We start from the raw sequence: 25429 nt of genomic DNA on the forward strand, positions 1-25429 counted from the left end.
ATATAGCGATGTCAAGCGCTGAAGGGGAAGCACCGGGACGCTCGTCGCCACGCCTGCGCATGTTGCGGGAGGATCGGCTACGTCAGTTGCTGGACGTGGCTTGGCTGTTGATTCGCAGCGATGGAACCGAGGAGTTGTCGCTCGGCAGGCTCGCTGAGCGCGCGGGGGTGACAAAGCCCGTGGTGTACGACCATTTTCAGACCCGGGCGGGGCTGTTAGCGGCGCTCTACCAGGATTTTGATGCGAAACAAGCGTCGCTGATGGACGCGGCTCTTCAGCAGCTCAAACCTGAGCTTTCCGATGCCGCGCGTGTTATTGCATCGTCGTACGTAGATTGTGTCCTGACCCAGGGCAACGAAATCCCTGGTGTTATTGCCGCGTTGGTGGGGTCGCCAGAGCTCGAAAAAATCAAAAGGCAATACGAAGCGGTTTTCTTGGCAAAGTGCCGAAGTGTTCTACTTCCTTACGCCGGCGGCGGTGAGATTTCCCATGCCAGTCTTCGAGCGATGCTGGGGGCGGCCGAGGCACTGTCGCATGCAGCGGCAGCCGGAGAAATCGAAGCCTGGCAGGCTACCGACGAGCTCTTCAAGACGATAGTGAGCATGGTCGATAGAGCAACTCTGTAGCGTGCTAATACAGTCCAGTTGTAGTGATCCGTGACCTTGTGTGGGGCACCGAGCCGGCTCTGTTTCTTGCAGAGTCCGGGTGTACTCGCCTCGCGTGAGATCAGAAAAACAGCATGCCGAGCCTGCCTGTCACTGAGGCGAGGGTCTTGTCAGGTATAAATACATGATGTAAAACATCTATTAAATAAAGATTGTAACTAATCTATTCTGTCTTTCCCCGACGAGATGCGGCACGCCCCGCAAGTACAAGGAACACTCCATGCTGTCTACATTGGTCGCAAACCGCCTGGCACGGCGTCAGGTTCACTATGGCTGGGTGGTGGCCGCCGTCACCTTCCTGACCATGCTGGTGATGGCCGGGGCCATGGGGGCACCGGGGGTGTTTATCGTGCCCCTGGAGCACGAGTTCGGCTGGAGCAGTGCGCAGATCTCCGGGGCCCTGGCGATTCGTTTCATGCTGTACGGGTTGATGGGGCCATTCGCGGCAGCCTTCATGAACTACTTCGGCCTGCGCCGGGTGGTGCTGGTGGCGTTGGTGATCGTGCTGGGCGGCATGATCGGTTCGATGTTCATGAACAGCTTCTGGCAACTGGTGCTGTTGTGGGGCGTGGTGGTCGGTGTCGGTACCGGGCTCACCGCCATGGTGCTCGGGGCCACGGTGGCGACCCGCTGGTTTTCCCACCGTCGCGGCCTGGTGGTCGGGCTGCTGTCGGCCAGTTCCGCCACCGGACAACTGCTGTTCATGCCACTGATGGCGTCCTTGACTGAACACTATGGCTGGCGCCTGGCGTTGAGCTTCATCTGCTGCGCCATGGCGGTGGTCGTGGTGGCGGTGCTGGCGCTGTTGCGCGATCGTCCGGTGGACCTGGACTTGCCGCTGTACGGGGAGACAGAGGTTCTGCCAGCACCCGCCCACCGCGGCAGTTTGCTGCAGATGCTGATCAGCCCGCTGAAGGTGCTGCGCGACGTGTCGGGCAGTTGGACGTTCTGGGTATTGTTCCTGACGTTCTTCGTCTGCGGTGCCAGCACCAACGGGCTGATCCAGACCCACTTCATCAGCATGTGCGGCGACTTCGGCCTGGTCGCCACCAGTGCCGCCGGTATCCTGGCGATGATGGGCATCTTCGACTTTTTCGGCACCGTGGGCTCGGGCTGGTTGTCGGATCGTTTCGATAACCGCTGGCTGTTGTTCTGGTATTACGGCTTGCGCGGCATTTCGCTGATGCTCCTGCCGTTTACCGACTTCACCGTGTTCGGCCTGTCTTTTTTCGCCGTGCTCTATGGCCTGGACTGGATCGCTACCGTGCCGCCCACGGTCAAGCTGGTGGCGCAGAAGTTCGGCGGCGAGCGGGCCAATATCGTCTTCGGTTGGGTATTTGCCGGCCATCAACTGGGCGCGGCCTTTGCCGCCTACGGCGCCGGGTTGACGCGGACCTTGCTGGCGACCTACACGCCGGCGTTTTTCATCGCCGGGCTGCTCTGCGTGATCGCCGCGCTGATTGCCCTGTCGATCCCGGTGATACTGAAAAAATCGGTGGTGAGTTAGCAGTCTCCAGTCTAACGGCGCTAGCCAGGGCAACAGAATGCCCTGGCTATTTCCTTTCGTTGTCTTCAAATGCTCAAAGCGAGATAGTCGGTGTATCCCTTCTGGCTGCCGCCGAAGAAGGTGGTGTTGTCCGCTTGATTCAGCGGCGCATCGGCCTTCAAGCGCTCGACAAAGTCCGGGTTGGCCAGAACCATCTGGCCGTAGGCCTCCATGTCCGCAAGCCCGGCAGCCAGATCGGCGCCAATCTGCTCCCGTGGGCGGCCTGGGCGGTTGACTATCAGGGTGTTGTTCCAGGCCTTGCGGATGTCCACCAGAAGCGCGTCGTCGCCTTTATGCATGATGTGGACGTAAGCAAGGCCCAGCTTGTTCAGTTCGGCCACCAGATAGCGGTAGAGGTCCGGACCTTCTTCGCCTTCATCGATGCCCCACATGGTGATGCCGGGCGAGAGGCGAATGGCGGTTTTTTCGGCGCCGATTTCCTCGGCGATGGCGGTCGCGACCTCAATGGCAAAGCGTGCGCGGTTCTCGATCGAACCACCGTACTCATCGGTTCGGGTGTTGGCACTGGGGGCCAGGAATTGCTGGACCAGGTAGGCGTTGGCGCCGTGAATTTCGACACCGTCGGCACCGGCTTCAATGGCCCGGCGCGCGGCGAAGCGGAAATCAGCGACGGTCTGGCGCACCTCTTCAGTGGTCAACGCCCGTGGTACCGGGATGTCCTGCATACCCTTGAGGGTGAACATGGGCGTATTCGGCGCGATGGCGGACGGCGCCACACCCTGGCGATGATGGGGTGTGTTGTCGGGGTGGGACATCCGACCGGCATGCATCAGCTGGATAAAGATATGCCCACCTTGGGCGTGTACCGCGGCGGTGATTTTCTTCCAGCCGGCGACGTGTGCATCGCTATAGATACCGGGTGTGGTGAGGTAACCCTGACCATCGTCAGACGGCTGTGTACCCTCGGTAACGATCAGGCCGACGCTGGCACGCTGGGCATAGTATTCGGTTGCCAGTTCCCCTGGCGTGCCATCGAATTCCGCGCGGCTGCGGGTCATGGGGGCCATGACCAGACGGTTTGAAAACGTGGCGTTGGCGACGTGTATGGGGGCGAAGACTGAGCTCATGATGTGATCCTCAAAAGTGTGTGTTGCTGGGAGCGCATCATCAGTCTTATTATTTTTGGGATAAATATGGTCTTCTGGATTTTATTGATCCATATATGGAGCAATTGGCGTGGAACTTCTGAACGATATGGCGTTGTTTGTCGAGGTCGTCAAAGCGAAAGGATTTCGCGGGGCGGCCGAGGTGTTGGGCATGCCGAACTCCACCCTGTCCCGGCGTATCAGTGCCCTGGAGAAGGCGATCGGTTTGCGGCTCCTGCATCGGACCACGCGCAAGGTCGAGGTGACTGAAGCGGGGCAGATCTACTTCGAGCGCTGCAAGCGCATTGTCGATGAGGCCCGGCTGGCCCATGAACAGTTGGGCGAGATGCTCGCGCAACCCAGCGGAGTGCTGCGGGTCTCATTCCCCGTGGACTTTGCGGTCACTTACCTGGCGCCCTTGATCGCCGAGTTTTCCGGACTTTATCCGGGGATCACCTTCGATCTGGATCTGACCTCCCGGCGCGTCGACCTGGTGAGCGAACCCTTCGATGTCGCCATTCGGATGGGCGAATCGGAGGACTCGCAACTGATCGCACGCCCCTTGACCACCCTGGTGTCTTATTTGTATGCCTCGCCGCGTTATCTCGAAGTCTCGGGCGAGCCGCGTACACCGAGTGATCTCGAGCGGCATCAGTGCCTGAATATTCAGAAGGCCGGGAGCTGGACACTGAGTGATGGTGTACAAACCCTCTCGGTGGCGGTTGGCGGGCGTTTCATGGTCAACAGTGTCGGGATGCTGCGGCGGCTTGCCGCGCTTGATCAGGGCATCGTACTGATGAACGAGGAAATCATTGCCGATGAACTGCGCAATGGCCAACTGCGTCGTGTCATGCCCGAATGGCGGGGCAAGCCGGTGACGGTGTATGCCGTGACCGAGACCCGATTGCTGCCGGCCAAGACCCAGCGCTTCATCGAGTTCCTTCGCGCACGGTTGGAGTGACCGCGGTCATGACGCGCTCAAGCCCGTCAACGACTGCATCATGATCGTCATGCAACCGGTGTGGAAAGCGGCTGCTCCGGTGCCTCCTGATGGTGAGTAGAACCAATGAACAGGTACATGGCCGGCACCATGAACAGTGTCAGCAGGGTGCCGATCGACAGACCCGCGAAGATCACCAGGCCCATGTCGTGGCGTCCGGCCGCACCGGCCCCGGAGGCCCAGACCAGCGGCACCACGCCCAGCACCATGGCCGCGGTGGTCATCAGGATCGGCCGCAGGCGGACCGCCGCGGCTTCTTCGATGGCCTCGCGCTTGCTGCGACCGGCGCGCTGCAGTTCGTTGGCAAACTGCACGATCAGGATCCCGTGTTTGGTGATCAGCCCGAGCAGGGTCACCAGCCCCACCTGGGTGTACACGTTGATCGAGGCGAAGCCCATGGTGATAAAGGCCAGCGCGCCGAACAGCGCCGGCGGCACCGAGAACAGGATCACCACGGGGTCGCGGTAGCTCTCGAACTGGAAAGCCAGCGCCAGGTAGACGATCAGAATGGAGAACAGCAGCAGGCTGACGAATCCGCCCGACTCCTGGACGAACTGACGCGACTCACCCGACGCATCGGAGGTGTACCCCGAAGGGGCGACGTTGTTGAGGATGGTGTCCAGTTTCGCCAGCAGTTCACCTTGGGACACACCGCTCACGCCGGAAAGGGTGGCCGAGTTGAGCTGCTGGAAGTGGTTGATCGACTCCGCTTCCGTCGAGGTCTCGATATGCGCCACCGTGCGCGCCTGGATCATGGCGCCGGAGGGCGTGCGAATGTAGTAATCGAGAATCTGATCGGGGTTCAGACGGTCGACCTGCAATACCTGGGGAATGACTTTGTACGAGCGCCCGGCGGTGGAGAAATAGTTCACGTAGTTCCCACCCAGCGCCGCCGAGAGGGCCGCACCGACGTCGGCCTGGGTCATCCCGAGGGCGGCGATCTTGTCACGGTCAACGATCAGCTTGGCTTGTGGCTTGTCGATCTTCAGGTCCAGGTCGGAGAACCAGAACAGCTTTTGCTTCTGGGCCTCGGCCATGACCGCCTGGGCGACTTCATTCAAGTTCTCGACGGATTCGGTGGTGGTAATCACAAACTGCACCGGCAAGCCTTGGGAGCCCGGTAACGACGGCAGCGGAAAGGCCGCCATCTTCGCGCCGGCCACCTGGTTCCACTTCTGTTGCAGGTCCAGCACCAATTCTGCCTGCGAGCGCGTGCGCTGCCCCCAGGGCTTGAGCAGCACGCCGCCGAGCCCCTGATTGAGCGAGGGCACTCCGGTGAGCTGGAACATCTGCGCGTACTCGGGCTCGGTTTTCGAAATCTGGAAGGCCTGGTCGGCCAGTCGCTCCATCTGCTGCGGGGAGGCTGTCGAGGCGCCCTGGATCTGCATGAACACCAACCCCTGGTCTTCGGTCGGCGACAGCTCGCTCTTGGCGGTCATGCCACTGGCGGCCACCAGCAGGAACAGGATAAAACCAAAGGTAACCAGTACCGGCCAGTTGTTGAGCCCGCTTGACAGTATCCGGTGGTATCGACGGCGTAGCCGGTCGAAATAGCGATCCAGCAGGCGGGCGAAGCGACCCTCTTCCTGCCCGGGTTTGAAGAGTCGCGAGGTCATCATCGGCGAGAGGGTCAGCGCCACCACGGCCGACACGGTCACGGCGCCCGCCAGGGAGAAACAGAACTCCTTGAACAGCGCGCCGGTGAGACCACTGCGCAGGCCGATGGGGACGTACGCGGCAATCAACACCACGGTCATGGCGACAATCGGACCACCAAGTTCCCTGGCCGCGATGATGGCGGCCTCCAGCACCCCTTTGCCTTCTTCCTTGATATGGCGGTCAACGTTCTCCACCACAATGATCGCGTCATCGACCACCAGGCCGATGGCCAATACCAGGGCCAGCAGGGTCAGCAGATTGATCGAGTACCCCAGCAGGAACATGATGAAAAAGGTCCCGACCAACGACAGCGGTATCGCCACCAGTGGAACAATCACCGCGCGAAATGAGCCAAGGAACAGATAGATGACGACCGAGACGATGATCATGGCCTCAACCAGGGTCTTCACCACCTCGTAGATCGATGTATTGATGAACTCCGTGGAGTCGTAGACGATCTCGCCCCTGACGCCGCTCGGCAGTTGCGATTGCAGGTCGGGGAAGACCTTTCTGACGTTGGCGGCGACGGTCAGGATGTTGGCGTTCGGCGCCACTTTGATGCCGATGAACACCGAGCGCTTGCCGGAGAATGCAACGCTGGTGTTGTAGTTCTCCGCCCCCAGGGTGACCGTGGCCACATCTTCCAGGTGCACCAGGGCATCGCCGTTCTGCTTGATGACCAGCTGTTTGAATTCATCCACGGTGTGCAGATCGGTGCCGGCGGTCAGGTCGACCGTGACCATCTGGCCTTTGGTCGCACCCAGGGCGGACAGGTAGTTGTTGTTCGACAAGGCGACCGAAACGTCCTGCGCCGACACGTTGTGGGCGGCCAGCTTGCCGGGGTCCAGCCAGGCGCGCATGGCGAACTGGCGCCCGCCAAGAATCTCGGCGGTCTGCACGCCTTCGAGGGAGTCGAGCTTGGGCTTGACGACCCGCAACAGGTAATCGGTGATGTTGTTGGTGGGCAGTGTATCGCTGTAGAAACCCAGGTACATGGCGTCCGTGGTCTGTCCGACCGCGACCGTGAGCACCGGCTCCTGGGCCTGCGCCGGAAGCTGGTTCTTGACCGAGTTGACCTGGGTGTTGATCTCCGTCAGTGCCTTGCTGGCTTCGTAGTTGAGCCGCAGGGTTGCGGTAATGGTCGAGACGCCGGTAATGCTCGAGGACGCCAGGTAATCAATGCCCTGTGCCTGGGCAATGGCCGATTCGAGCGGTTGGGTGATAAAGCCGGCCACGGTGGCCGCGTCCGCACCGTAGTAGCTGGTGCTGATGGTGACCACCGTATTCTCGGTGCGCGGCCACTGGTTGACCGGCAGCCCGAAGATCGATCGCAGCCCCAGTATCAGGATCAACAGCGAGATGACAACGGCCCAGACCGGTCGCTTGATGAAGATGTCGGTGAGCTTCATGGGCGAGGAGACCTATTTTTCTTGCGGCTTGGGGGCTGCGTCGTTCAAGGGCACGCTCTGGTTGTCGACTTTTATCGATGAGCCGTTCTTGAGCTTCATCTGACCGCTGGTGACCACCTGGTCGCCTTCCTTGACGCCGGACAGGATGGCCACCTGGTCGCCACGGGTTGGCCCGGTCTCGATGAAGGTCTGCTGCGCGGTGAGCTCATTGTTGCCCTGGTCGCTTTTCTGTACCGCGAGGAAGACCGTCGTCCCATAAGGGTTATAGGTGACGGCGGTTTGTGGAACGGTGAGGTAGCGCTGCTTGGCGCCGGACTCCACGACGGCCTGGGCAAACATGCCGGGCACCAGGCTTTGCTTGGGATTCTCGACGGTGGCTTCAACCACGACGTTGCGGGTGGTCGGATCGAACCGCGTATCGATGGCGGTGATCTTGCCGGCGAAGGTCTGCTTGGGCAGGCCGCCCGCCGTGACCGCGACGGGTTGCCCGAGGGCAATCGCCCCCACCTGGGCTTGCGGTATGTTGAAGTCGATATAGATGGGGTTGAACGTTTGCAGGGTGGCTATCTTGTCGCCGGGGTTGAGAAATTGACCGGGATTGACACTGGTGATCCCGATCTTGCCGGCAAAGGGCGCGCGGATGGTTTTCTTCGCCACCAACGCCCGTTGCTGTTCTGCCGCCGCGACCTTGGCTTTCAAGTCGGCCTCATCCGCTTCTACTTGTGCCTGGGATACGGCGCTTACCGCCAGTTGTGCCTTGTCGCGTTTGAGGACGGTGCCGGCCAGGCTGGCGGTGGCTTCGAGTGAGTGAAGCTGGGCGATGTCCGAGTCCGCATTCAGCTGGACGAGCAGGTCGGCGGCCGCCACCTCCTGGCCCGGTTTGAAGCCGAGGGTGCGCACGATACCGCCGACCTCGGTGGTGACATCGACACCGCGTACCGCCTTGATCGACCCCACGCTGGAAACGCTCGGCTGCCAATCGGCGAGTTCGGCGCGGATGACCGTCACCACGGCGGGCGGCAGGGGCACTTTGGATTGGGCGATCAGCTTCGATATCTGGGTGAATTTCACCCCCACGATGATGGCGACAATGACCAGGACCACCGCGATCATGATCAGCATGGGCTTGAACAGCCGTCGTTTACGTGCACCGCCAGGTTCAGTCGGCTGGGGCGATGGAGCAGCGGCAGTGTTGGCATCAGCCATGGTTTTTTCTCGCTGTTTCAAAAACGGTCGGGGCTTCCCAGGGAGGCGGGGGCCACATCGGTTCGGTTCCACCATCCACCGCCCAGTGCCTGGAAGAGGGCGGTGGTGTCGCTATAGCGGGCGCTCTGCACCTTGACGCGGGTGAGTACCGCGTTCTGATAGGTCTGTTGCGCCGTCAGCAGATTCAGGTAACCCACGGCGCCAAGGCGGAACTGCTCTTGTGCCAGATCCAGGCTTTCGCGGGCAGCCTGTTCGGCCTGCACCTGCTGGTTGAGCGTTTCGGCGTCCGCTTGCAGCGCCCTGAGTGCGTTGGCGACATCCTGGAAGGCGGCGATCACGGTGCTGCGATAACGTGCGGCGGATTCGTCATAGGCAGCCACGGCAGCGCGCTTGCGATGCTCAAGTGCGCCGGCGTCGAAGACAGTCTGGCTGACCGATCCGGCGAGGCTCCAGAACCCCGTGCCCGCCGAAAACAGCCGGGTGCCGCCCAGCGCAGCGGAGCCCAGGGTTCCGGTGATGCTGAATTGCGGCAGTTGATTGGCGACGGCCACGCCGATATTGGCGCTGGCCTGATGCAGTTGTGCCTCGGCGGAGCGCACATCCGGCCGCTGCTCGACGATGGTCGAGGGCAGGCTGACCGGCAACTGCTCCGGCAGATGGAGGGAGGCCAGGTCGAAATTTTCCCCCTGGTCCTGATTGGGGAAACGGCCGAGATAGGCCATCAGCTGGTTGCGGGTTTGCGCGAGCTGTTTTTGCAGGGGCGGCAAGGTTGCTCGGGTTTGCGCGAGTGAGGCCTGCTGGGTGAGCACGTCGTTATTGGCGATGGCCCCGAGCCGTCGTTGCGAGCGCAGCAGCTCAAGCTGGTCGCTCTGCAGCCGGATGATTGCCTCGGTGGCGGACACCTGATCGCGCAGGGACGCGAGGGTCACAGCCGTGTTGACGACATTCGAGGTCAGCGTGAGGTAGGTCGCCTCCAACTGGTAGCGCTCATACTCGGCCTGTGCCGTGGACGATTCAATCTGGCGTCGGACGCCACCGAAAACGTCCGGGGCGTAAGAGACGCTCAGGGACGCCGAGTTGACGGTGAAAATCTGCGAGGGCGCGCCAAACGTAGTGACCGCCGATGGCAATTCTCGCGTACGGGACGCGCCGGCACTCAGGGACGGAAACAGCGAAGCCTGTTCGGCGTAAACCAGTTCGTAGGCCTGATGCAGGGCTGCTTGGGCGGCGGCCACATCGGCATTGGCCTTCAGTGCCTCTTCCACCAGCGCGTTGAGTGTCGGCGAGCGGAAAAGCGTCCACCATTGGCCGGGAATATCCATGCCCTCGACCAGCTTTTGCGCGGCGCCTCCGTCTGCCACGTCCGCCGAGGCAGTCGTTGTCGCCAGCTTCTCCTGCGAATAACCGGCATTTTTTGCGACGCCGGGCCGGGCAAAGTCCGGGCCCACGGCACAGCCCGTGAGCAGGGCGATGCAAAGTACACTGGCAGGAGCAAGAGCCTGCCAGGTGCGAGAAATCGCCTGCCGCCGGGGTTGCTCTTTCATGGGCTCTCTAATTAATCCATTAGTTAGTTTATGAATAGATCAAGCCTGCGCCCTTTGCCTCCTTGAACGACGATTTATGCGCAAACTGCGGGAGGAGGGTAGCGCCGGGCCCAAGGCGCTACTGCCCAGCAGAAGACTAATTGCTGAGTTAATGACCAATAAGTCAAGTGAATTCTCTCGTGGGCGCGGACTCAGCGATTGACGCGTTGCTGCAAGTGCGCGGGACAGCACTCGCCCACGACGGTAAACAGCACCGGGCCCGCTACACTCATGGCATTTGCGGCAGTTCTTGAGGGCGCAGGTCGAACACCAGCACTTCGGCATCCGCGCCATTGCTCAAGGTCAGCACCTGTTCATCCCGAACCCGCACGCCATCGCCTTCCTGCAGTTGCACGCCGTTGAGTTCGACCTTGCCCCGGGCGACATGCACGTAGGCATAGCGATCGGCGGCCAACTCCAGGGTGGCGCTTTCCTTGCCGTCAATCAGCGCGGCATAAACCCGCGCATCCTGACGCACGCTCAGTGAGCCATTGGCCCCGTCAGGCGAGATGATCAGTTGCAGCCGACCGCGTTTTTTCTGAGCGCTGAAATGCTCTTGCTGATAACGCGGTTTGGCGCCGCTGACGTCCGGCACGATCCAGATTTGCAGGAAGTGCACCGGCCGGTTTGCCGAGTGGTTGTACTCGCTATGGGCCACGCCACTGCCGGCGCTCATCAGTTGCACGTCGCCGGGGCGGATCACCGAACCGGTGCCGAGGGTGTCCTTGTGCTCAAGGGCGCCTTCGAGCACATAGGAGAAAATCTCCATGTCCCGGTGTGGGTGTTGACCGAAACCCTTGCCGGCGGCCACCCGATCGTCGTTGATCACCAGCAGATCGGAAAAACCTTGCTCCCGCGGATTGCGGTAATTGGCGAAGGAAAAGGTATGGAACGACTTCAACCAACCGTGATTGGCCGCGCCACGATCAGAGGCTTTGCGAAGGGTCAGCATGATGGGATCTCCTGTAGGGACGAGCATTCGTCCGAGTGAGGAGAAGGTTAATGTTTACCGCTCTGTGCAATAAGTAGATGGAAATTGAAATACTGTCTCTTTCAGGTTGACAATTTTGTGCGACAAATCACGTATTCTCAGCCGCTGATCGCGCCACAACCGGTCATACTGTCCAGTGTTGGTGTGAGGTTTATATTCCTTTGATATCAGTGACTTGAAAACCATGAAAACAGTGGCGATGGTGCTGTTCCCGGACTTTCTCCTGCTCGACATGGCCGGGCCCATGGAGGTGTTTTCCATTGCCAATCGTTATCTGGCCCCCGGCGACCACTATCAGCTGTCGCTGATTGGCACTGAGCACGATGCGGTGCGGGCTTCCAACGGTGTCCGGGTGCAGGCCGATACGCATATCGATCAGGCGGATGGGGGCTATGAGCTGTTGCTGGTGCCTGGCGGCCCTGGCGCCTACAACGAAAAACGTCCGTCGCTGCTCGCCTGGCTCCAGGACGCCGTCCAGCGGGTGACCTGTTATGGCTCGATCTGCACGGGTGCCTTCGTGCTGGGACATGCCGGTTTACTGGATGGCTATCGTGTGACGACTCATTGGCACTATACGGAACGGTTGATCAAGGCTTTCCCCAAGGCGGCGGTGGAGATCGATCAGATTTACGTCCAGGACCGCAACCTGATCACCTCTGGCGGCGTCACCGCCGGCATTGACCTGGCCCTGGCGGTGGTCGCCCGGGATCACGGCAAGAAAGTCGCCCAGGACGTGGCCAAGGTCTTGCTGGTGGTGATGACGCGCCAGGGCGGACAGGCGCAATACAGTCCGTTGATTGCGGCGGTGTCGCCCCATGAAACCCCGGTCACCCGGGTTCAGAATCATGTGCTCGAACACCTTGATGAAACCTTCAGTGTCGAACGCATGGCCGGGCTGGCGAACATGAGTGCGCGGCATTTTGCCCGGATATTTACCCGGGAAGTGAACATGACGCCGATGGCGTTTGTGCAAAGCGCCCGCATCGATTGCGCCAGGCGTCTGCTGGAAACGAGCGACTTGCCGCTCAAGACCGTGGCCTACAAAAGCGGCTTCGGCAGTGTGCGGCACATGCGTTTTCTGTTCAGTGAGAAACTCGGCCTGACCCCCAGCCAGTACCGCGAACAGTTCAGCTAGAGCACTCTTGTCCGTCCTGCGCACTGGGATGGCCGTACCGCTCCTCTCGTGGTTGTTGTGCCGTCACCCACGCCTGCCAAGATACCCATGAACTTTTAGCCATGGAGGTGCGGGAGCCTGGGTCAACGCGCGCAACGGAGAATGCAGTACCTTTGGGCCGAACCCGGTTTTCAGCACGTGAGCGTGCATGAACGACCTCAGAGATTTAAACCGCGATGGGCCGCTGCGCTTCGGTCCCTATATGTTCCACCCGCGGCAAAGGTTGATTCTCGACGGTGATCGACCGCTGCGCATGGGTGGGCGGGCGCTGGATATTTTGCAGGTGCTGGTTGAGCGCGCCGGCAATGTGGTCGGCAAGGACGAGCTTATTGCGCGGGTCTGGCCGACCTCGGTGGTCGAGGAAATCAATCTGCGCGTGCACATCGCCGCCCTGCGTCGGGCCCTCGGTGATGGCCTGGAGGGGCAGCGCTACATCGTCAACATTCCCCCGCGTGGTTATGTCTTCATCGCCCCGGTGCAGCGGGTGGCGCAAGGTACAGCGCTCGCGATCGATACCTTAAACAAGCGCCAGCACAACCTGCCTGCGCGGTTGACCTCCATTACCGGTCGAGACTCGATGGTCGGTAGTGTGGTCCGGCAGTTGCCCGTCCACCGTTTCATGACCCTGGCGGGTCCGGCCGGCATCGGCAAGACCACAGTGGCGTTGCGTGTGGCTGAATTACTGTTGCAGCACTACCGCGACGGTGTCTGGATTATCGATCTGGCGGCAATCGATGATCCCGCGCGGATCATCGGGTATCTGGCTCACACCCTTGAATTGGACAGCGGTGTGGACGCCCTGATGCCATGGCACGCCTTGCTGGTGTTCGATAACTGCGAGCATCTGCTCGAAGGCTGTCGAGCAGTCGTCGAGGCATTGCGGGTTTCGGCGCCACGACTGTCGATCCTGGTCACCAGCCGCGAACCGCTGCGGGCATTGGCTGAAACAGTGCTGCACGTGCCGCCCCTGGCCGTTCCGCCCGCGTCGGCGTTGCACAGTGTGGCCGACGTCATGGGCTATTCGGCCGTGCAGCTGTTTGTCAGCCGGGCTCGGGCCCGTCAGCCAGCCTTTTGCTTGCGCGAACGGGACCTCAGGGCCGTGCGCGAAATCTGCCGTCGACTCGATGGTTTGCCGTTGGCCATCGAGCTGGCGGCGGCGCAGATCGATGCGCTGGCACTGGTGGGACTGCAAGCCCAATTGGGCAACTGCCTGCAACTGCTGACCCAAGGCCGACGCACTGCGGTTCCACGGCATCAGACCCTCAAGTCCGCATTGGACTGGAGCTACCAGCGCCTCAGCCCGCTGGAGCAAACCGTGTTGCAGGGGCTGGCGGTGTTCAAAATGGCCTTTACCCTGGAGGCCGCCGTCGGTGCCATCAGCTGTGTGGTACTGCGACCCACCAGTCTGGTGGACGTGGTGGAACGACTGGCGCGCAAATCGCTGCTGTCGGTCGAACAGCGCAACGGCATGACACGTTACCGGCTGCTCAACACCACCCGCGCCTTCGCGCTGGAGAAGCTTGAGCACGGTGGGCTGCTGCGGGCGTTTGAAATGCGCTATGCCCGCTACTTCAGCCCGGCACATTGGGCATCACGGGGCACGGTGTCGTTGCAACTCGTCGAGCAACTGACGAGCGTTGGTTAGGTCCGGTGTGGCAAAGCCTTCGGTGAATCGGGCGTAGAGTGGTGCGAGCAGCTCATGGGCTTGCTGGAAGTGGCCCTGGCGTTGCCAAAGCTGTGCCAGTGAGGTGGCGCTACGTAGCTCCCAGGCCAGTGCACCCTGTGCTTTTGCCACGGCCAGCGCCTTGAGCAGAACCGTCTCGGCCGCGCTCGCGCAGTTAGCTGTCAGCAGCGTATTGGCCCTGGCCCGCAGGATCTCCGCCGTACTCCAGCCGGCCATGCCGGTTTCGGCGCGTTCCAGCAAGGCGTCATCGAGGAAGCCGGTGTCCAGGGTCACCATGATGTCCTTGATCAGCCCGGTGCCGGGTGGCGGCGACGAGTACTCTGCGGCGCTATCGATCACCTGGGCATAGCCCCGGGCCCAGCGGTAGAACAGCAGCACCGAGTGCTTCTGTGCCTGCTCCAGCAGCAGGCGCAACAGTTCACGGGCCGTCCCAGTGTCGCCGTTGTAGTGGGCGATCAGGCAACCGGACAGCGCCAGGGTGTAGCAGATGGAGGTGCCGTGGTTGATCTGGATCGCGATATCCAGGGCCTGGCGAGCCGTGTGCCAGGCTTTTTCCGGATGGCCTTGCAGCCAGAGGATCCGCGCCAGGATCGTCAGGGCGGCAACGCTCTGGTCGTACTGCACGCCAAAGCCGCGGGTGAAGCGATTGAGGTGGCCGCTCTGGGCCATGCGCTGGATGACTTGCTCGGCATTCTCCCGTGCTTGTGGCTGGTCCCCGGCAAAGTGCAGGGCCAGCACCCGCAAGCGATGGGTGCTGAGGGACATCGCGGCGGTCCCGTTGCCGAGCAGACCCAGTCGGTCGAACTGCCGGCTTTGCTCCAGGGCCTGCTGGTAGTGACCGCAACTGAGGTTGACCGCCATATGCCCGGATACCGCCCGGAGCTGGCCGGCCACATCGGCGCAGCTTTCGGCCAGGGCTCGGGCGCTGACGAAGGCGTCGACCGTTTCGGCGGTACCGCCCTGGGCGTGGTAGCAGGAGCTGCCGAGGGCGAGCTTGAGGGCCATGGTCAAGCGAGGACAGGGGTGCGCGGCTGCCTCCAGACGGGCCAGAGACTTGCGTACATACCCGCCGTGTTCCTTGAGTAGCGACAGTTCCTGCCACAGCGGCGTCGAGGCGGCTGTCAAACGGATTGCCAACAAAGACGGGCCATCGCCCTTCAAGCCCCAGTCGAGTGTCGCGCGGATGTCTTCCAGGCCTCGGGCGTAACGTTCGATCCATAGCTCGGACAGGGTCAGTTCCCAGTCCTCTTGAGCCTGGTGCATCAAGGCCAGGCAACGTTCGGCGTGACGCTCGCGGACCTCCGTCAGCTCGGCAGCCTGGTCGAGTTTTTCCAGGGCGTAGCTGCGGGTGGTGTCCAGCAGGCGATAAAACACCTCCTCGTCACCAACTTCCACGTTCAGCAGGGACTTGGCCACCAGTTGGGTGATCGAGGCAAAAACCAGGTCTGAGGCGATATGTTCGCCGACGATCACCGCCGCCGCCGACGCCAGGGTGAATCCTCCCCTGAAGATGCCCAGTCGGCGCAGACAGGCCTGCTCGCAGGCACTGAGCAGTTCGAAGCTCCAGTCCAGCGTGGCACGCAAGGTCTGATGACGACCCAGTGTGGTATGGGAACCCTGGGTCAGCAGGCGAAAGCTGCCTTGTAGTTGCGTCAGCAATCCCTCTATTCCCAGGTTGGCCACTTGCGCCGCCGCCAGCTCGATCGCCAAGGGAATACCGTCCAGGCGCCGGCAGATTTCGATCGCCAGGGGCAGCTCGTGGTCGGCCAATTCAAAACTGTCGTGGCTGGCCATCGCCCGCTCGACAAACAATTGCAAAGCCGAAAAACCCAAGGCCTGAGTGCGGTTGAGTGCGGCGATGGGCGGCGGGCAGTCCAGCGACTCCAGGCGTTGCACGAATTCGCCTTCGGCCCGCAGGCTCTCGCGGCTGGTGGCCAGGATATGCACCTGTGGCGCCGCGCGCAGGATGCTTTCGCAGAGCAACGCGATGGCATCGACCAGGTGTTCGCAGTTGTCGATGACCAGCAACATCTGCCGCTCGCGCAGGCAGGTCGCCAGGCAGTTCACCGGCTCGCCGTCATGCAGCGCCAGGTCCAGCAGCGTTGCCAGATGAGCGCTGATCATCCGTGGGTCATGGATCGGCGCCAGGTCCAGCAGTCGAATGCCGTCACGGTAGTGACCGATCAGCTGTTCGGCAACGCGCAGCGCCACGGTGGTCTTGCCGATGCCACCGGGGCCGACCAGGGTGATGAAGCGCTGGTCGGGCAGTTGTGTCACGAGGCTGTCCAGCAAGGCGTGGCGCCCGATCATGCGGGTGCGACGTACGGGCAGGTTATGACCCTTGGGCTCGTCCGAGGCGCTCCCGGGGCTTTGCTCGATAGCCTCGAGAGAGAAGGGCGCGACAAAGCTGTAGCCACGCTGAGCGACCGTGATGATGTAGCGCTGGCCAGCCTGGCCGTCGCCGAGGGCTTTGCGCAGTGCGGCGATGTGCACGCGCAGATTGGTGTCTTCGACAACGCTTCTGGGCCAGACCCGGGCGATCAATTGCTGCTTGCTGACCACATTCCCGGCGTGCTCCAGCAGGATCAACAGAATGTCCAGGGCGAGCCGCCCCAGGCGCAGGCGCTGATCGCCCTCCATGACCAGACGTTGTCCGGGGTAGATCCGGTAGGGGCCGAAAAGCACGGCCTGCGCGGGGGGAAGGGCCAACAGCTTACTCCTCTGGAAAATTAACAACGTTTAACTCGTCCTGTGCCCGTTCTACGTTCAAAAATCCAATCCTTCAAGTTCAACGCAAAGCTCAGCCTTCTTGCAACGATAACCCCGAGGAGCAATCGCCATGAGCACATTTACCACCCGTGACGGTACCGAGATCTACTACAAGGACTGGGGTACCGGTCAGCCCATCGTCTTCAGCCACGGCTGGCCGCTGAATGCCGACAGCTGGGAGGCGCAGATGATCTTCCTGGCCTCCAAGGGTTATCGGGTCATCGCTCATGACCGTCGTGGCCATGGCCGCTCCAGCCAACCCTGGTTTGGCAATGAAATGGACACCTACGCCGACGACCTGGCCCAATTGATCGAGCTGCTGGACCTGAATAACGTGGTGCTGTTCGGTTTCTCCACCGGAGGTGGCGAAGTGGCCCGCTACATCGGTCGTCACGGTACCGGACGGGTTGCCAAAGCGGGACTGATTTCTTCGGTGCCGCCGCTGATGCTCAAGACCGAAGCCAACCCGGGCGGTTTGCCGATCGAGGTGTTCGACGGCCTGCGCCAGGGCTCCCTGGCCGACCGCTCGCAGTTGTACAAGGATGTCGCCAGCGGGCCGTTCTTTGGTTTCAACAAGCCGGGTGCTCAACCTTCCCAGGGCATGATCGACTGGTTCTGGATGCAAGGGATGATGGCCGGCCACAAAAGCGCCTATGACTGCATCAAGGCGTTCTCGGAGACCGATTTCACCGAAGACCTGAAGAAGTTCGACGTGCCGACCCTGGTGGTGCATGGCGACGCCGATCAGATCGTGCCGATCGAGGCCGCCGGCATCGCCTCGGCCAAACTGATCAAAGGCTCGAAGCTGTTGGTCTATCCCGGTGCCCCCCATGGTCTGACCGACACCCACAAGGATCAACTCAACGCCGATCTGCTGGCGTTCCTCAAGGGTTGATTGCTTGTGAGCGCGTACTGATGAACCGTAACGATCTGCGTCGCGTCGACATGAACCTGTTGGTGATTTTCGAGGCCCTGATGTTCGAAAAGAACCTGACCCGAGTGGCTGAAAAACTGTTCATGGGGCAGCCGGCCGTGAGCGCTGCGCTGGGACGCCTGCGGGATTTGTTCGACGACCCGCTGCTGTTGCGTAACGGTCGTGGGATGGAACCGACGGCGCGGGCGTTGGCGATCCTCAAAGAGTTGCAACCGGCGATGGACACCATCTCGGGTGCGGTCAGCCGGGCCAAGGCGTTTGACCCGGCGACCAGCTGCGAGGTGTTTCGCATCGGCCTTTCGGACGATGCCGAGTTCGGTTTGTTTCCGCCGTTGCTCCGGCAGTTGCAGGAGGAGGCGCCGGCGGTCGTTGTGGTGGTGCGTCGGGCCAATTATCTGTTGATGCCGGCCTTGCTGGCATCCGGGGAAATCTCCGTCGGGGTCAGTTACACCACCGAGTTGCCGGCCAACGCCAAGCGCAAGAGGCTGCGTGATATCCCCTGCAAAGTGTTACGCGGTGACAATCGCCCCGGTCAACTGACGCTCGATGAATACTGTCAGCGACCCCACGCCATGGTGTCGTTTTCCGGCGACCTGAGCGGCAATATCGATCTCGACCTGGCCAAGGTCGGCCGTACCCGGCGGGTGGTGCTGGGGGTTCCGCAGTTCAGTGGCTTGCGGGCGATGCTCGCCGGTACCGAAATGATCGCCACAGTGCCCGACTACGCGGCTTGCGCGTTGGTTGAAGGCGGTGCCTTGAGAGCGGAAGAGCCGCCATTCCCCATCGAGGCGGCGCAACTGTCGATGGCCTGGAGTGGCGTGCACGACAACGACCCGGCTGAGCGCTGGTTACGTTCGCGGATCAGCCAGTACATGTCTGAACCATTGAACATCCCCGATCCCTTCGCTGGAGCTTCGTATCATGGCTGATTCCACGCGCCTCGATCTTGTCAGTCGCCCGGTGCGGGGGGCTGATGAAGTCGTGACACTGATCGTCAAACACCGGGTCAAGGTTGGCTTCGAGGCCTCCTATGAGGCTTGGCTACGGCGCATTGTCGGCATTGCCGGGCAGCGCGAGGGGCATTTGGGCGTGGACGTGATTCGTGGCAGGAGTGCCGGTCTCGACCTGTTCACCTGCGTGCTGCGCTTCTGCTCCACCGAGGCGATGCAGCGCTGGCTTGATTCGCCGCAGCGGCTGGAGCTGGTCAACGAAGCCGCCCCGATGCTCGCCGACGGTGATCGGACCGAGGTCCATCCGGTCAATGCGTTCTGGTTTTCACCGCCGGCGGATGCCGCCTCGCCACCCCCGCGTTGGAAGCAGGCGGTGCTGACATTGATGGTGATCCTGCCGCACACCCTTCTGGTGCCGCTGATCTGGGGGCCGGTACTGCGGCTCGACGCGTTCCTCTCCAATTACCTGATCTCCACCTTCCTGATCACCCTGACCATCGTGCTCTCGGTGGTGTACCTGTTCATGCCCCTGGCGACCCGACTGTTTGCTCCCTGGTTGACCGCCGCCCCGTCCCATTCCACTTCGTCCGAGGAAACGCGATGAACGCCGATCTGATTTTGTTCAATGGTCAATTCCACACGGTTGACCGTGCCAAGCCCCTCGCCAGTGCGGTGGCGATCCACGACGGCCGCTTTGTGGTGGTGGGTACGGATGCCGAAGCCATGGCCTTGCGCGGTTCGAGCACCCAGGTCATCGACCTCAAGGGCCGTTGCGTCATCCCTGGCCTCAACGACTCGCACCTGCACCTGATCCGTGGTGGCTTGAACTACAACCTGGAGCTGCGCTGGGAAGGTGTGCCTTCCCTGGCCGATGCGCTGCGCATGCTCAAGGAGCAGGCCGACCGCACGCCGACGCCGCAATGGGTGAGGGTGGTGGGCGGCTGGAACGAATTCCAGTTTGCCGAAAAGCGTATGCCGACCCTGGAAGAACTCAACCAGGCCGCACCGGACACGCCGGTATTCGTCTTGCACTTGTACGACCGCGCCTTGCTCAATCGCGCCGCACTGCGGGTGGCCGGCTATACCCGTGATACGCCGAACCCGCCCGGCGGTGAAATTGTGCGCGATGCCAAAGGCGACCCGACGGGCATGTTGGTGGCGCGACCCAATGCGATGATTCTGTACTCGACCCTGGCCAAGGGACCGAAGTTGCCCCTGGAGTATCAGGTCAACTCGACTCGCCAGTTCATGCGTGAACTCAACCGTCTCGGCCTGACCAGCGTTATCGATGCGGGTGGCGGTTTCCAGAATTACCCGGATGACTATGCGGTGATCGAGCAGTTGGCCAAGGACCGGCAACTGACCATTCGCATCGCCTACAACCTGTTCACCCAAAAGCCCAAGGAAGAACTGAGCGATTTCAAGAACTGGACCGGCAGCGTCACCTTGCACCAGGGCGACGACTACTTGCGGCACAACGGTGCCGGGGAGATGCTGGTGTTCTCCGCCGCCGACTTCGAAGACTTCCTCGAACCGCGCCCGGACCTGCCGCAGACCATGGAAGAAGAGCTGGAACCGGTTGTGCGCCATTTGGTGGAGCAACGTTGGCCGTTCCGTTTGCACGCGACGTACAACGAATCCATCAGCCGAATGCTCGATGTGTTCGAGAAGGTCAATCGCGACATTCCATTCAATGGCTTGCCCTGGTTCTTCGATCATGCCGAAACCATTACCCCGCAGAACATCGAACGGGTGAGGGCGTTGGGCGGCGGTATTGCGATTCAGGACCGCATGGCGTTCCAGGGCGAATACTTCGTCGAGCGTTATGGCGCCAAGGCTGCCGAAGCCACGCCGCCGATCAAACGTATGCTGGCCGAGGGTGTCCCTGTCGGCGCGGGCACCGATGCCACGCGGGTTTCCAGCTACAACCCGTGGACCTCACTGTACTGGATGGTCAGCGGGCGTACCGTGGGCGGCATGGAATTGCACCGCGAAGGGCTTTCCCGGCAGACCGCACTGGAGCTCTTCACCCATGGCAGCGCCTGGTTCTCTTCCGAGCAGGGCAAGAAAGGCCAGATCAAGGTCGGGCAACTGGCAGACGTTGTCGCCCTGACCGCGGATTTTTTCCAGGTCGAAGAAGAGGCCATCAAGTGGATCGAGTCGCTGCTGACGGTGGTCGGCGGCAAGGTGGTGTATGCCGCCGGAGAATTCGAAAAACTCGGGCCAGCCAGCGTGCCAGTGCTACCGGATTGGTCGCCGGTCGCCAAGGTGCCCGGTCATTGGCGCCCGACGTCGCCGATGCAGGCTCAGGTTCACCATTGCAGTGGGCCCTGTGCCGTTCACTCCCACAGCCATGAGCGGGCGCGTCTGTCGAATGCACCGGTCAGTGACTTCCAGGGTTTCTGGGGCGCGTTCGGCTGCTCGTGTTTTGCTTTCTGACAATCAAAAAAAGCGCCGGCCAAAGCTGTCGGCACCCTGTGCAATATCCATCCACCAAGGAGTTTTTACATGAGCAACGTTCCGTACAAGCGTCTGAACAAAGATGATGCCGTTGTGCTGTTGGTCGATCACCAGACCGGCCTGATCTCGCTGGTGCAGGATTTCTCACCCAACGAATTCAAGAACAACGTACTGGCGCTCGCAGACCTGGCCAAGTTCTTCAAACTGCCGACCATCCTGACCACCAGCTTTGAAAACGGCCCGAACGGCCCGATGGTGCCGGAGCTCAAGGAACTCTTCCCGGATGCGCCGTATATTCCGCGCCCTGGCCAGATCAATGCCTGGGACAACGCCGACTTCGTCAAGGCGGTAAAGGCGACCGGTCGCAAGCAACTGATCATTGCCGGCGTGGTGACCGACGTATGCGTGACGTTCCCGACCCTGTCTGCCCTGGCGGAGGGCTTTGAAGTGTTTGTGGTCACCGACGCGTCGGGCACGTTCAACGAAACCGTGCAGCAGGCGGCATGGGCACGGATGACGGCGGCGGGTGCGCAACTGGTGAACTGGTTCTCGGTAGCCTGCGAGCTGCAAGGCGACTGGCGCAACGACATGGAAGGTCTGGCGAACCTGTTGTCGCCGCGCATTCCGAACTATCGCAACTTGATGAACAGCTATTCGGCCCTGGCCGCCAGATAAGTTCTGCTGCGCTACTGGTTTGAATGAATGCCCGCCACTGTGCGGGCATTTTTTTGGATCAACGTTTCTGCAACCATCCAGCGGGCCTTTCAATCCAGGACTCATCAACACCCTGGATAGCGGTTAATGGGCTGTCAGAACGGGGAAAAGTCGCTATAACGTGTTTGACTGTCAACCAGAGAGTGACAATGAACCCGTTTGAAGATATGCGCATTTTTTGCCAGGTCATGGACTCCGGCAGCTTCACCGCAGCGGCGGATCAGTTGGGCCTGTCCAAGCAGTTTGTCAGCCGGCGTCTGATGCAACTGGAGGAACGTCTGGGCGTGCGACTGATCAATCGCTCGACCCGGCGGCTGGATATGACGCTCTTGGGGCAGAGTTATTACGAGTCGGCTTTGCGCCTGCTCAGTGAAGTCGAGCAAGTGGAGCAGGGCATCGCCGGTCAGACGGTCGAGCCCCGTGGCACTATTCGCTTGAGTGCTCCGCTGTCGTTTGCCATGGCGCATTTGAGCGAGGTGTTGCCGGCTTTTTTGCAGCGCTATTGCGACGTTACAGTTGAAGTCGATCTCAGCGACCGGCCGGTAGATTTACTCGGTGAGGGCTACGACCTGGCATTGCGCATCGGGGTGCTGGAAGACTCGACGCTGATTGCCCGACGTATCGGGTCCATCCAGCGGGTGTATTGCGCCAGTCCCGCTTACCTGAGCACGCGCGGTACCCCGGCCAAACCCGAGGATTTGCAAGCCCATGACTGCCTGCCTTACGGCCACGGCCGTCAGGTGCAATGGCGTTTCGAAGGGCGGGGCAAGCCATTGATCGTCAATGTCAGGGGACGGATGCGGGTCAACAACGGTGAGTTGCTCAAGGACGCCGCCATCGCCGGCATGGGGATTACCTATTTGCCGACCTTCATTGTCGATTCGGCCTTGAAGGATGGGCGGCTGGTGCCGGTACTGGCTGACTTCTGCCCTGAGCCGTTGGCTTTATCGGCGGTTTATCCGCAGCATCGCCAGGGCTCTCGACCGGTGGGGGCGCTGATCGAGTTCTTGCGTGAACGGCTGGATTGCGGTGTTACCCCCGGTCAAAGCGCTCGACACACTTGAGTGTGCACAGGGAAACCGATGGGCGGTTCTGTGCGCTAACGCACATAGCGCACTTTGGCCTAATCTTTGGTACGCGAGGCATTTTTCCTTGAACGGTGGCGGATATGCTCGATGCTCCCAAGCCGCAACAAAACCATCTCCTGGCCGCTTTGCCCGTGGACGCGCTGGAACGCCTGCTGCCCTGCCTCGAACTGATCAGCCTGCCGTTGGGCAAGGTGCTCTACGAGTCCGGCGATGCGCTGCGTCATGTCTACTTCCCGACCGACTCCATTGTTTCCCTGCTGTATGTGATGGAAAGCGGAGCCTCGGCGGAGATTTCAGTGGTCGGTAACGAGGGCTTGATCGGCATCGCGGTGTTCATGGGCGGCGAAAGTACGCCCAGCCGGGCCATTGTCCAGAGCGCCGGGCATGCCTTCCGGTTGCCTGGCCAGCGGCTCAAGGACGAGTTCAATCGCCACGGGGAGATGCTCCAGCTGATGCTGCGCTACACCCAGGCATTGATTACCCAGATGGCCCAGACCGCGGTCTGCAACCGGCACCACTCCATCGATCAGCAGTTATGCCGCTGGCTGTTGTTGTCTCTCGATCGCCTGCAGGACAATCAACTGACCATGACCCAGGAGTTGATCGCCAACATGCTCGGTGTCCGTCGGGAAGGGGTGACCGATGCCGCTGGCAAGCTGCAACGCCTGGGGGTCATCGAATACAGCCGCGGGCATATCAAGGTGCTGGACAGGGCCAAACTTGAGCAACTGAGTTGCGAGTGCTACGCGGTGGTCAAAAAGGAAACCGACCGCTTGCTGCCCTACGTGCCCTCTCGGCCGGCCCACGGATAGGCAAGCTAGATTGATTCCAACAGCCCGGGGAGGGGAAGAATGATAATGAACTGGCTCCCTAAATCCAGGCCCCCACTTTTAGCTTCTACACTGCCGTGATGGGCCTGTACCAGTTCTCGGACCACCGTGAGCCCGATACCTAGGCCTGCACAGTTGAAGCGCATTGCTGCCATGTCTTGAACATAGGGGTCAAATATCAGGGGCAACATCTGCGCGGTCATGCCGATCCCGCTATCGGCGACCACGACCTCCACGTTCTGCTCGATTCTGCGCATGCAAAGCGACAACGCACCGTGTTTGGGTGTGTATTTGGAGGCATTGTCCAGTAGATTGCAGAAAACCTGAGCCAGTCGCACGGCGTCCCCTTCAATGAACACGGGGGGCTCGCAGAGTTGCACCTTCAGGTACTGAAAGCGTGCCTCTATCAAGGAGTGACAAGACCCCACGGCCTCGTTGATGACGTTGTTCAGATCGATGGACTGCCGATCCAGCTTCAGCTTCCCGGCATCGACACGGGTTATATCAAGCGGGTCTTCAACCAGGCGTGACATGTGCCGAACCTGCTGTTCGATAGTTGCCTGGATGCGAGGCAAGTCCGCCAGTTTTACTCTTGCCAGCAAACCCGCCGTCTTGCCCAATGGCGTGAGCGGGTTGCGCAATTCGTGAGCCTCCCTGGCCAGGAGATCTTTCTGCTGCTGCAGGGCGTGTTCAGCATCCGACTGCAGCTTTTGAGCTCCGAGGGCGGCCATGACCAGTTGCTCGTTGGCTTCGCACATAATCTCAACATGCCGGTCCACGGCGTTGCCAGGCGTTGGATCCAGGAAGCCGGGGACCTGCTCGCCGTGAAACTGAAACTTGTCAGGCCCTGCTCGTTTGGCCTGGTACATGGCCACATCGGCCTTCTCGATCAGCGTTTGAGGGTTGGTCCCATCCTCGGGGTACACGCTGATGCCAATGCTGACTGACAGGCGCAGGCTCTGGTCACCTATCGGATGGGGGGAGCCGAATGTGCTCAATATCTTGTCGGCGACCGACATCGCATCCGATTTTCTCGATACGTTGCTGAGTAGAATCAAGAACTCATCGCCACCGTAACGACTGACCGTGTCAGTCTCGCGGACGGCGGTCGTCAGACATTGAGCTATTTTTTTCAGCACAAGGTCTCCGGTCGCATGCCCAAGCTTGTCGTTGATGTATTTGAAGCCGTTAACGTCCAGGAACAGCAGGGCAAAACCGTCGTCATGTCGGATGGAGTGACCAATGGAGCGCTCTATGCGTTCCAGCAACCGACGTCGATTGGGTAGATTGGTCAGTTCATCCAGATCCGCGAAATGCACGACTTGGTCGAGTGTCTTCGCTGTCGTTTCCGCGTCACTGTGCAAGCGCATTATTTCCACCACCAAGTGTTCATTGGCATCGAGCAAATTACACTGTCTCTGACTTTCACTCAGGCGTTTCTGGGCGTGCAACAGTGCCTCCTTCAAACGCCTCAGCGTTGCTTGCGCCTTCTGTGCTTCCTCGTCGATCCTGGCAAGCTCGCGTTTGGCGGTGAAAAGCGCCTTTTCATCGCCCTCAAGTTTGTCGCTCATCTGATCTCTTCTCTTTCCGGGAGCTTTCGTTATTAATTATTGTGATGAGGAAAGAACAGTCTTCTCTATAGTCAGCTGGGCTTATCGGAT

At 60.9% G+C, this 25429-nt stretch carries 19 protein-coding genes; 12 read left to right on the forward strand and 7 right to left on the reverse strand.

Features of this window, described 5'->3' with window-relative positions; translation table 11 throughout:
- The first annotated feature begins 8 nt into the window (after positions 1–8).
- The gene (locus tag CWE01_RS18295) at positions 9–626 is read left to right on the forward strand and encodes a TetR/AcrR family transcriptional regulator (protein ID WP_177410494.1); all 618 of its coding nucleotides are present in this window, start codon (positions 9–11) and stop codon (positions 624–626) included.
- A gap of 259 nt (positions 627–885) precedes the next feature.
- Positions 886–2172: an MFS transporter gene (locus CWE01_RS18300; protein ID WP_100941944.1), complete on the forward strand. Its 1287-nt coding sequence runs from the start codon at positions 886–888 to the stop codon at positions 2170–2172.
- 65 nt (positions 2173–2237) lie between these two features.
- On the opposite strand, the gene CWE01_RS18305 is transcribed toward CWE01_RS18300, so the two are convergent.
- Positions 2238–3299 carry an alkene reductase gene (locus tag CWE01_RS18305; protein WP_100941945.1) on the reverse strand — a complete coding sequence of 354 codons (1062 nt, stop codon included), beginning with the start codon at positions 3297–3299 and terminating at the stop codon, positions 2238–2240.
- A gap of 109 nt (positions 3300–3408) precedes the next feature.
- On the opposite strand from CWE01_RS18305, the gene CWE01_RS18310 reads away from it, so the two are divergent.
- Positions 3409–4278 carry a LysR family transcriptional regulator gene (locus tag CWE01_RS18310; RefSeq protein ID WP_177410495.1) on the forward strand — a complete coding sequence of 290 codons (870 nt, stop codon included), beginning with the start codon at positions 3409–3411 and terminating at the stop codon, positions 4276–4278.
- A 47-nt stretch (positions 4279–4325) separates the two neighbouring features.
- On the opposite strand, the gene CWE01_RS18315 is transcribed toward CWE01_RS18310, so the two are convergent.
- From CWE01_RS18315 to CWE01_RS18330, 4 genes are all read right to left on the reverse strand, one after another.
- Positions 4326–7385, reverse strand: a complete 3060-nt coding sequence (locus CWE01_RS18315) for an efflux RND transporter permease subunit (RefSeq protein ID WP_100941946.1) — start codon at positions 7383–7385, stop codon at positions 4326–4328.
- Between the two features lie 12 nt (positions 7386–7397).
- Positions 7398–8507: an efflux RND transporter periplasmic adaptor subunit gene (locus CWE01_RS18320; RefSeq protein WP_256579382.1), complete on the reverse strand. Its 1110-nt coding sequence runs from the start codon at positions 8505–8507 to the stop codon at positions 7398–7400.
- 101 nt (positions 8508–8608) lie between these two features.
- The gene (locus CWE01_RS18325) at positions 8609–10135 is read right to left on the reverse strand and encodes an efflux transporter outer membrane subunit (protein WP_100941948.1); all 1527 of its coding nucleotides are present in this window, start codon (positions 10133–10135) and stop codon (positions 8609–8611) included.
- 268 nt (positions 10136–10403) lie between these two features.
- Positions 10404–11126, reverse strand: coding sequence for a pirin family protein (locus CWE01_RS18330; RefSeq protein WP_100941949.1), 723 nt, complete (start codon positions 11124–11126; stop codon positions 10404–10406).
- A 223-nt stretch (positions 11127–11349) separates the two neighbouring features.
- Between CWE01_RS18330 and CWE01_RS18335 the strand changes: the two genes are divergently transcribed.
- Together CWE01_RS18335 and CWE01_RS18340 are read left to right on the forward strand one after the other, a co-directional pair.
- Positions 11350–12300 (forward strand): GlxA family transcriptional regulator, encoded by a 951-nt coding sequence (locus CWE01_RS18335; RefSeq protein WP_100941950.1) that lies wholly within the window; start codon positions 11350–11352, stop codon positions 12298–12300.
- A 187-nt stretch (positions 12301–12487) separates the two neighbouring features.
- Positions 12488–13984 carry a winged helix-turn-helix domain-containing protein gene (locus tag CWE01_RS18340; RefSeq protein ID WP_100941951.1) on the forward strand — a complete coding sequence of 499 codons (1497 nt, stop codon included), beginning with the start codon at positions 12488–12490 and terminating at the stop codon, positions 13982–13984.
- Here CWE01_RS18340 and CWE01_RS18345 read toward each other — a convergent pair.
- The gene (locus CWE01_RS18345) at positions 13931–16732 is read right to left on the reverse strand and encodes a winged helix-turn-helix domain-containing protein (protein ID WP_100941952.1); all 2802 of its coding nucleotides are present in this window, start codon (positions 16730–16732) and stop codon (positions 13931–13933) included. The genes CWE01_RS18340 and CWE01_RS18345 overlap by 54 nt on opposite strands.
- Positions 16733–16862: 130 nt before the next feature.
- Between CWE01_RS18345 and CWE01_RS18350 the strand changes: the two genes are divergently transcribed.
- The 7 genes from CWE01_RS18350 (at position 16863) to CWE01_RS18380 (ending at position 23750) form a co-directional block, all read left to right on the forward strand.
- Entirely contained in the window at positions 16863–17687 is an 825-nt protein-coding gene (locus tag CWE01_RS18350; protein WP_100941953.1) for an alpha/beta fold hydrolase, read from the forward strand.
- 20 nt (positions 17688–17707) lie between these two features.
- The gene (locus tag CWE01_RS18355; RefSeq protein WP_100941954.1) at positions 17708–18655 is read left to right on the forward strand and encodes a LysR substrate-binding domain-containing protein; all 948 of its coding nucleotides are present in this window, start codon (positions 17708–17710) and stop codon (positions 18653–18655) included.
- Complete coding sequence (locus CWE01_RS18360) at positions 18648–19280, forward strand: antibiotic biosynthesis monooxygenase (protein ID WP_100941955.1); 633 nt, start codon at positions 18648–18650, stop codon at positions 19278–19280. Before CWE01_RS18355 ends, CWE01_RS18360 begins: the two co-directional genes overlap by 8 nt.
- Positions 19277–21115 (forward strand): amidohydrolase, encoded by a 1839-nt coding sequence (locus CWE01_RS18365; protein ID WP_100941956.1) that lies wholly within the window; start codon positions 19277–19279, stop codon positions 21113–21115. Before CWE01_RS18360 ends, CWE01_RS18365 begins: the two co-directional genes overlap by 4 nt.
- Positions 21116–21184: 69 nt before the next feature.
- A complete protein-coding gene (gene ycaC, locus CWE01_RS18370; protein ID WP_100941957.1) occupies positions 21185–21811 on the forward strand; it encodes an isochorismate family cysteine hydrolase YcaC in 627 nt (208 codons plus the stop codon).
- 188 nt (positions 21812–21999) lie between these two features.
- On the forward strand, positions 22000–22914 hold the full coding sequence (locus CWE01_RS18375) for a LysR family transcriptional regulator (protein WP_100941958.1): 915 nt from the start codon (positions 22000–22002) through the stop codon (positions 22912–22914).
- 104 nt (positions 22915–23018) lie between these two features.
- Positions 23019–23750: a Crp/Fnr family transcriptional regulator gene (locus tag CWE01_RS18380; RefSeq protein WP_100941959.1), complete on the forward strand. Its 732-nt coding sequence runs from the start codon at positions 23019–23021 to the stop codon at positions 23748–23750.
- A 5-nt stretch (positions 23751–23755) separates the two neighbouring features.
- Here the strand turns inward: CWE01_RS18380 and CWE01_RS18385 are convergent, their stop codons facing one another.
- Positions 23756–25339, reverse strand: a complete 1584-nt coding sequence (locus tag CWE01_RS18385; RefSeq protein WP_100941960.1) for a diguanylate cyclase domain-containing protein — start codon at positions 25337–25339, stop codon at positions 23756–23758.
- Positions 25340–25429 lie beyond the last annotated feature (90 nt).

It is taken from the genome of Pseudomonas sp. QS1027, assembly GCF_002814235.1.
Lineage (GTDB): Bacteria > Pseudomonadota > Gammaproteobacteria > Pseudomonadales > Pseudomonadaceae > Aquipseudomonas.

Bases quoted from the DNA above. Each gene is read 5' to 3' on its own strand.
- CWE01_RS18295 (WP_177410494.1), top strand. From the start codon at position 9: ATGTCAAGCGCTGAAGGGGAAGCACCGGGACGCTCGTCGCCACGCCTG.
- CWE01_RS18300 (WP_100941944.1), top strand. From the start codon at position 886: ATGCTGTCTACATTGGTCGCAAACCGCCTGGCACGGCGTCAGGTTCAC.
- CWE01_RS18305 (WP_100941945.1), bottom strand. From the start codon at position 3,299: ATGAGCTCAGTCTTCGCCCCCATACACGTCGCCAACGCCACGTTTTCA.
- CWE01_RS18315 (WP_100941946.1), bottom strand. From the start codon at position 7,385: ATGAAGCTCACCGACATCTTCATCAAGCGACCGGTCTGGGCCGTTGTC.
- CWE01_RS18320 (WP_256579382.1), bottom strand. From the start codon at position 8,507: ATGCTGATCATGATCGCGGTGGTCCTGGTCATTGTCGCCATCATCGTG.
- CWE01_RS18325 (WP_100941948.1), bottom strand. From the start codon at position 10,135: ATGAAAGAGCAACCCCGGCGGCAGGCGATTTCTCGCACCTGGCAGGCT.
- CWE01_RS18330 (WP_100941949.1), bottom strand. From the start codon at position 11,126: ATGCTGACCCTTCGCAAAGCCTCTGATCGTGGCGCGGCCAATCACGGT.
- CWE01_RS18335 (WP_100941950.1), top strand. From the start codon at position 11,350: ATGAAAACAGTGGCGATGGTGCTGTTCCCGGACTTTCTCCTGCTCGAC.
- CWE01_RS18340 (WP_100941951.1), top strand. From the start codon at position 12,488: ATGAACGACCTCAGAGATTTAAACCGCGATGGGCCGCTGCGCTTCGGT.
- CWE01_RS18350 (WP_100941953.1), top strand. From the start codon at position 16,863: ATGAGCACATTTACCACCCGTGACGGTACCGAGATCTACTACAAGGAC.
- CWE01_RS18355 (WP_100941954.1), top strand. From the start codon at position 17,708: ATGAACCGTAACGATCTGCGTCGCGTCGACATGAACCTGTTGGTGATT.
- CWE01_RS18360 (WP_100941955.1), top strand. From the start codon at position 18,648: ATGGCTGATTCCACGCGCCTCGATCTTGTCAGTCGCCCGGTGCGGGGG.
- CWE01_RS18365 (WP_100941956.1), top strand. From the start codon at position 19,277: ATGAACGCCGATCTGATTTTGTTCAATGGTCAATTCCACACGGTTGAC.
- ycaC (WP_100941957.1), top strand. From the start codon at position 21,185: ATGAGCAACGTTCCGTACAAGCGTCTGAACAAAGATGATGCCGTTGTG.
- CWE01_RS18375 (WP_100941958.1), top strand. From the start codon at position 22,000: ATGAACCCGTTTGAAGATATGCGCATTTTTTGCCAGGTCATGGACTCC.
- CWE01_RS18380 (WP_100941959.1), top strand. From the start codon at position 23,019: ATGCTCGATGCTCCCAAGCCGCAACAAAACCATCTCCTGGCCGCTTTG.
- CWE01_RS18385 (WP_100941960.1), bottom strand. From the start codon at position 25,339: ATGAGCGACAAACTTGAGGGCGATGAAAAGGCGCTTTTCACCGCCAAA.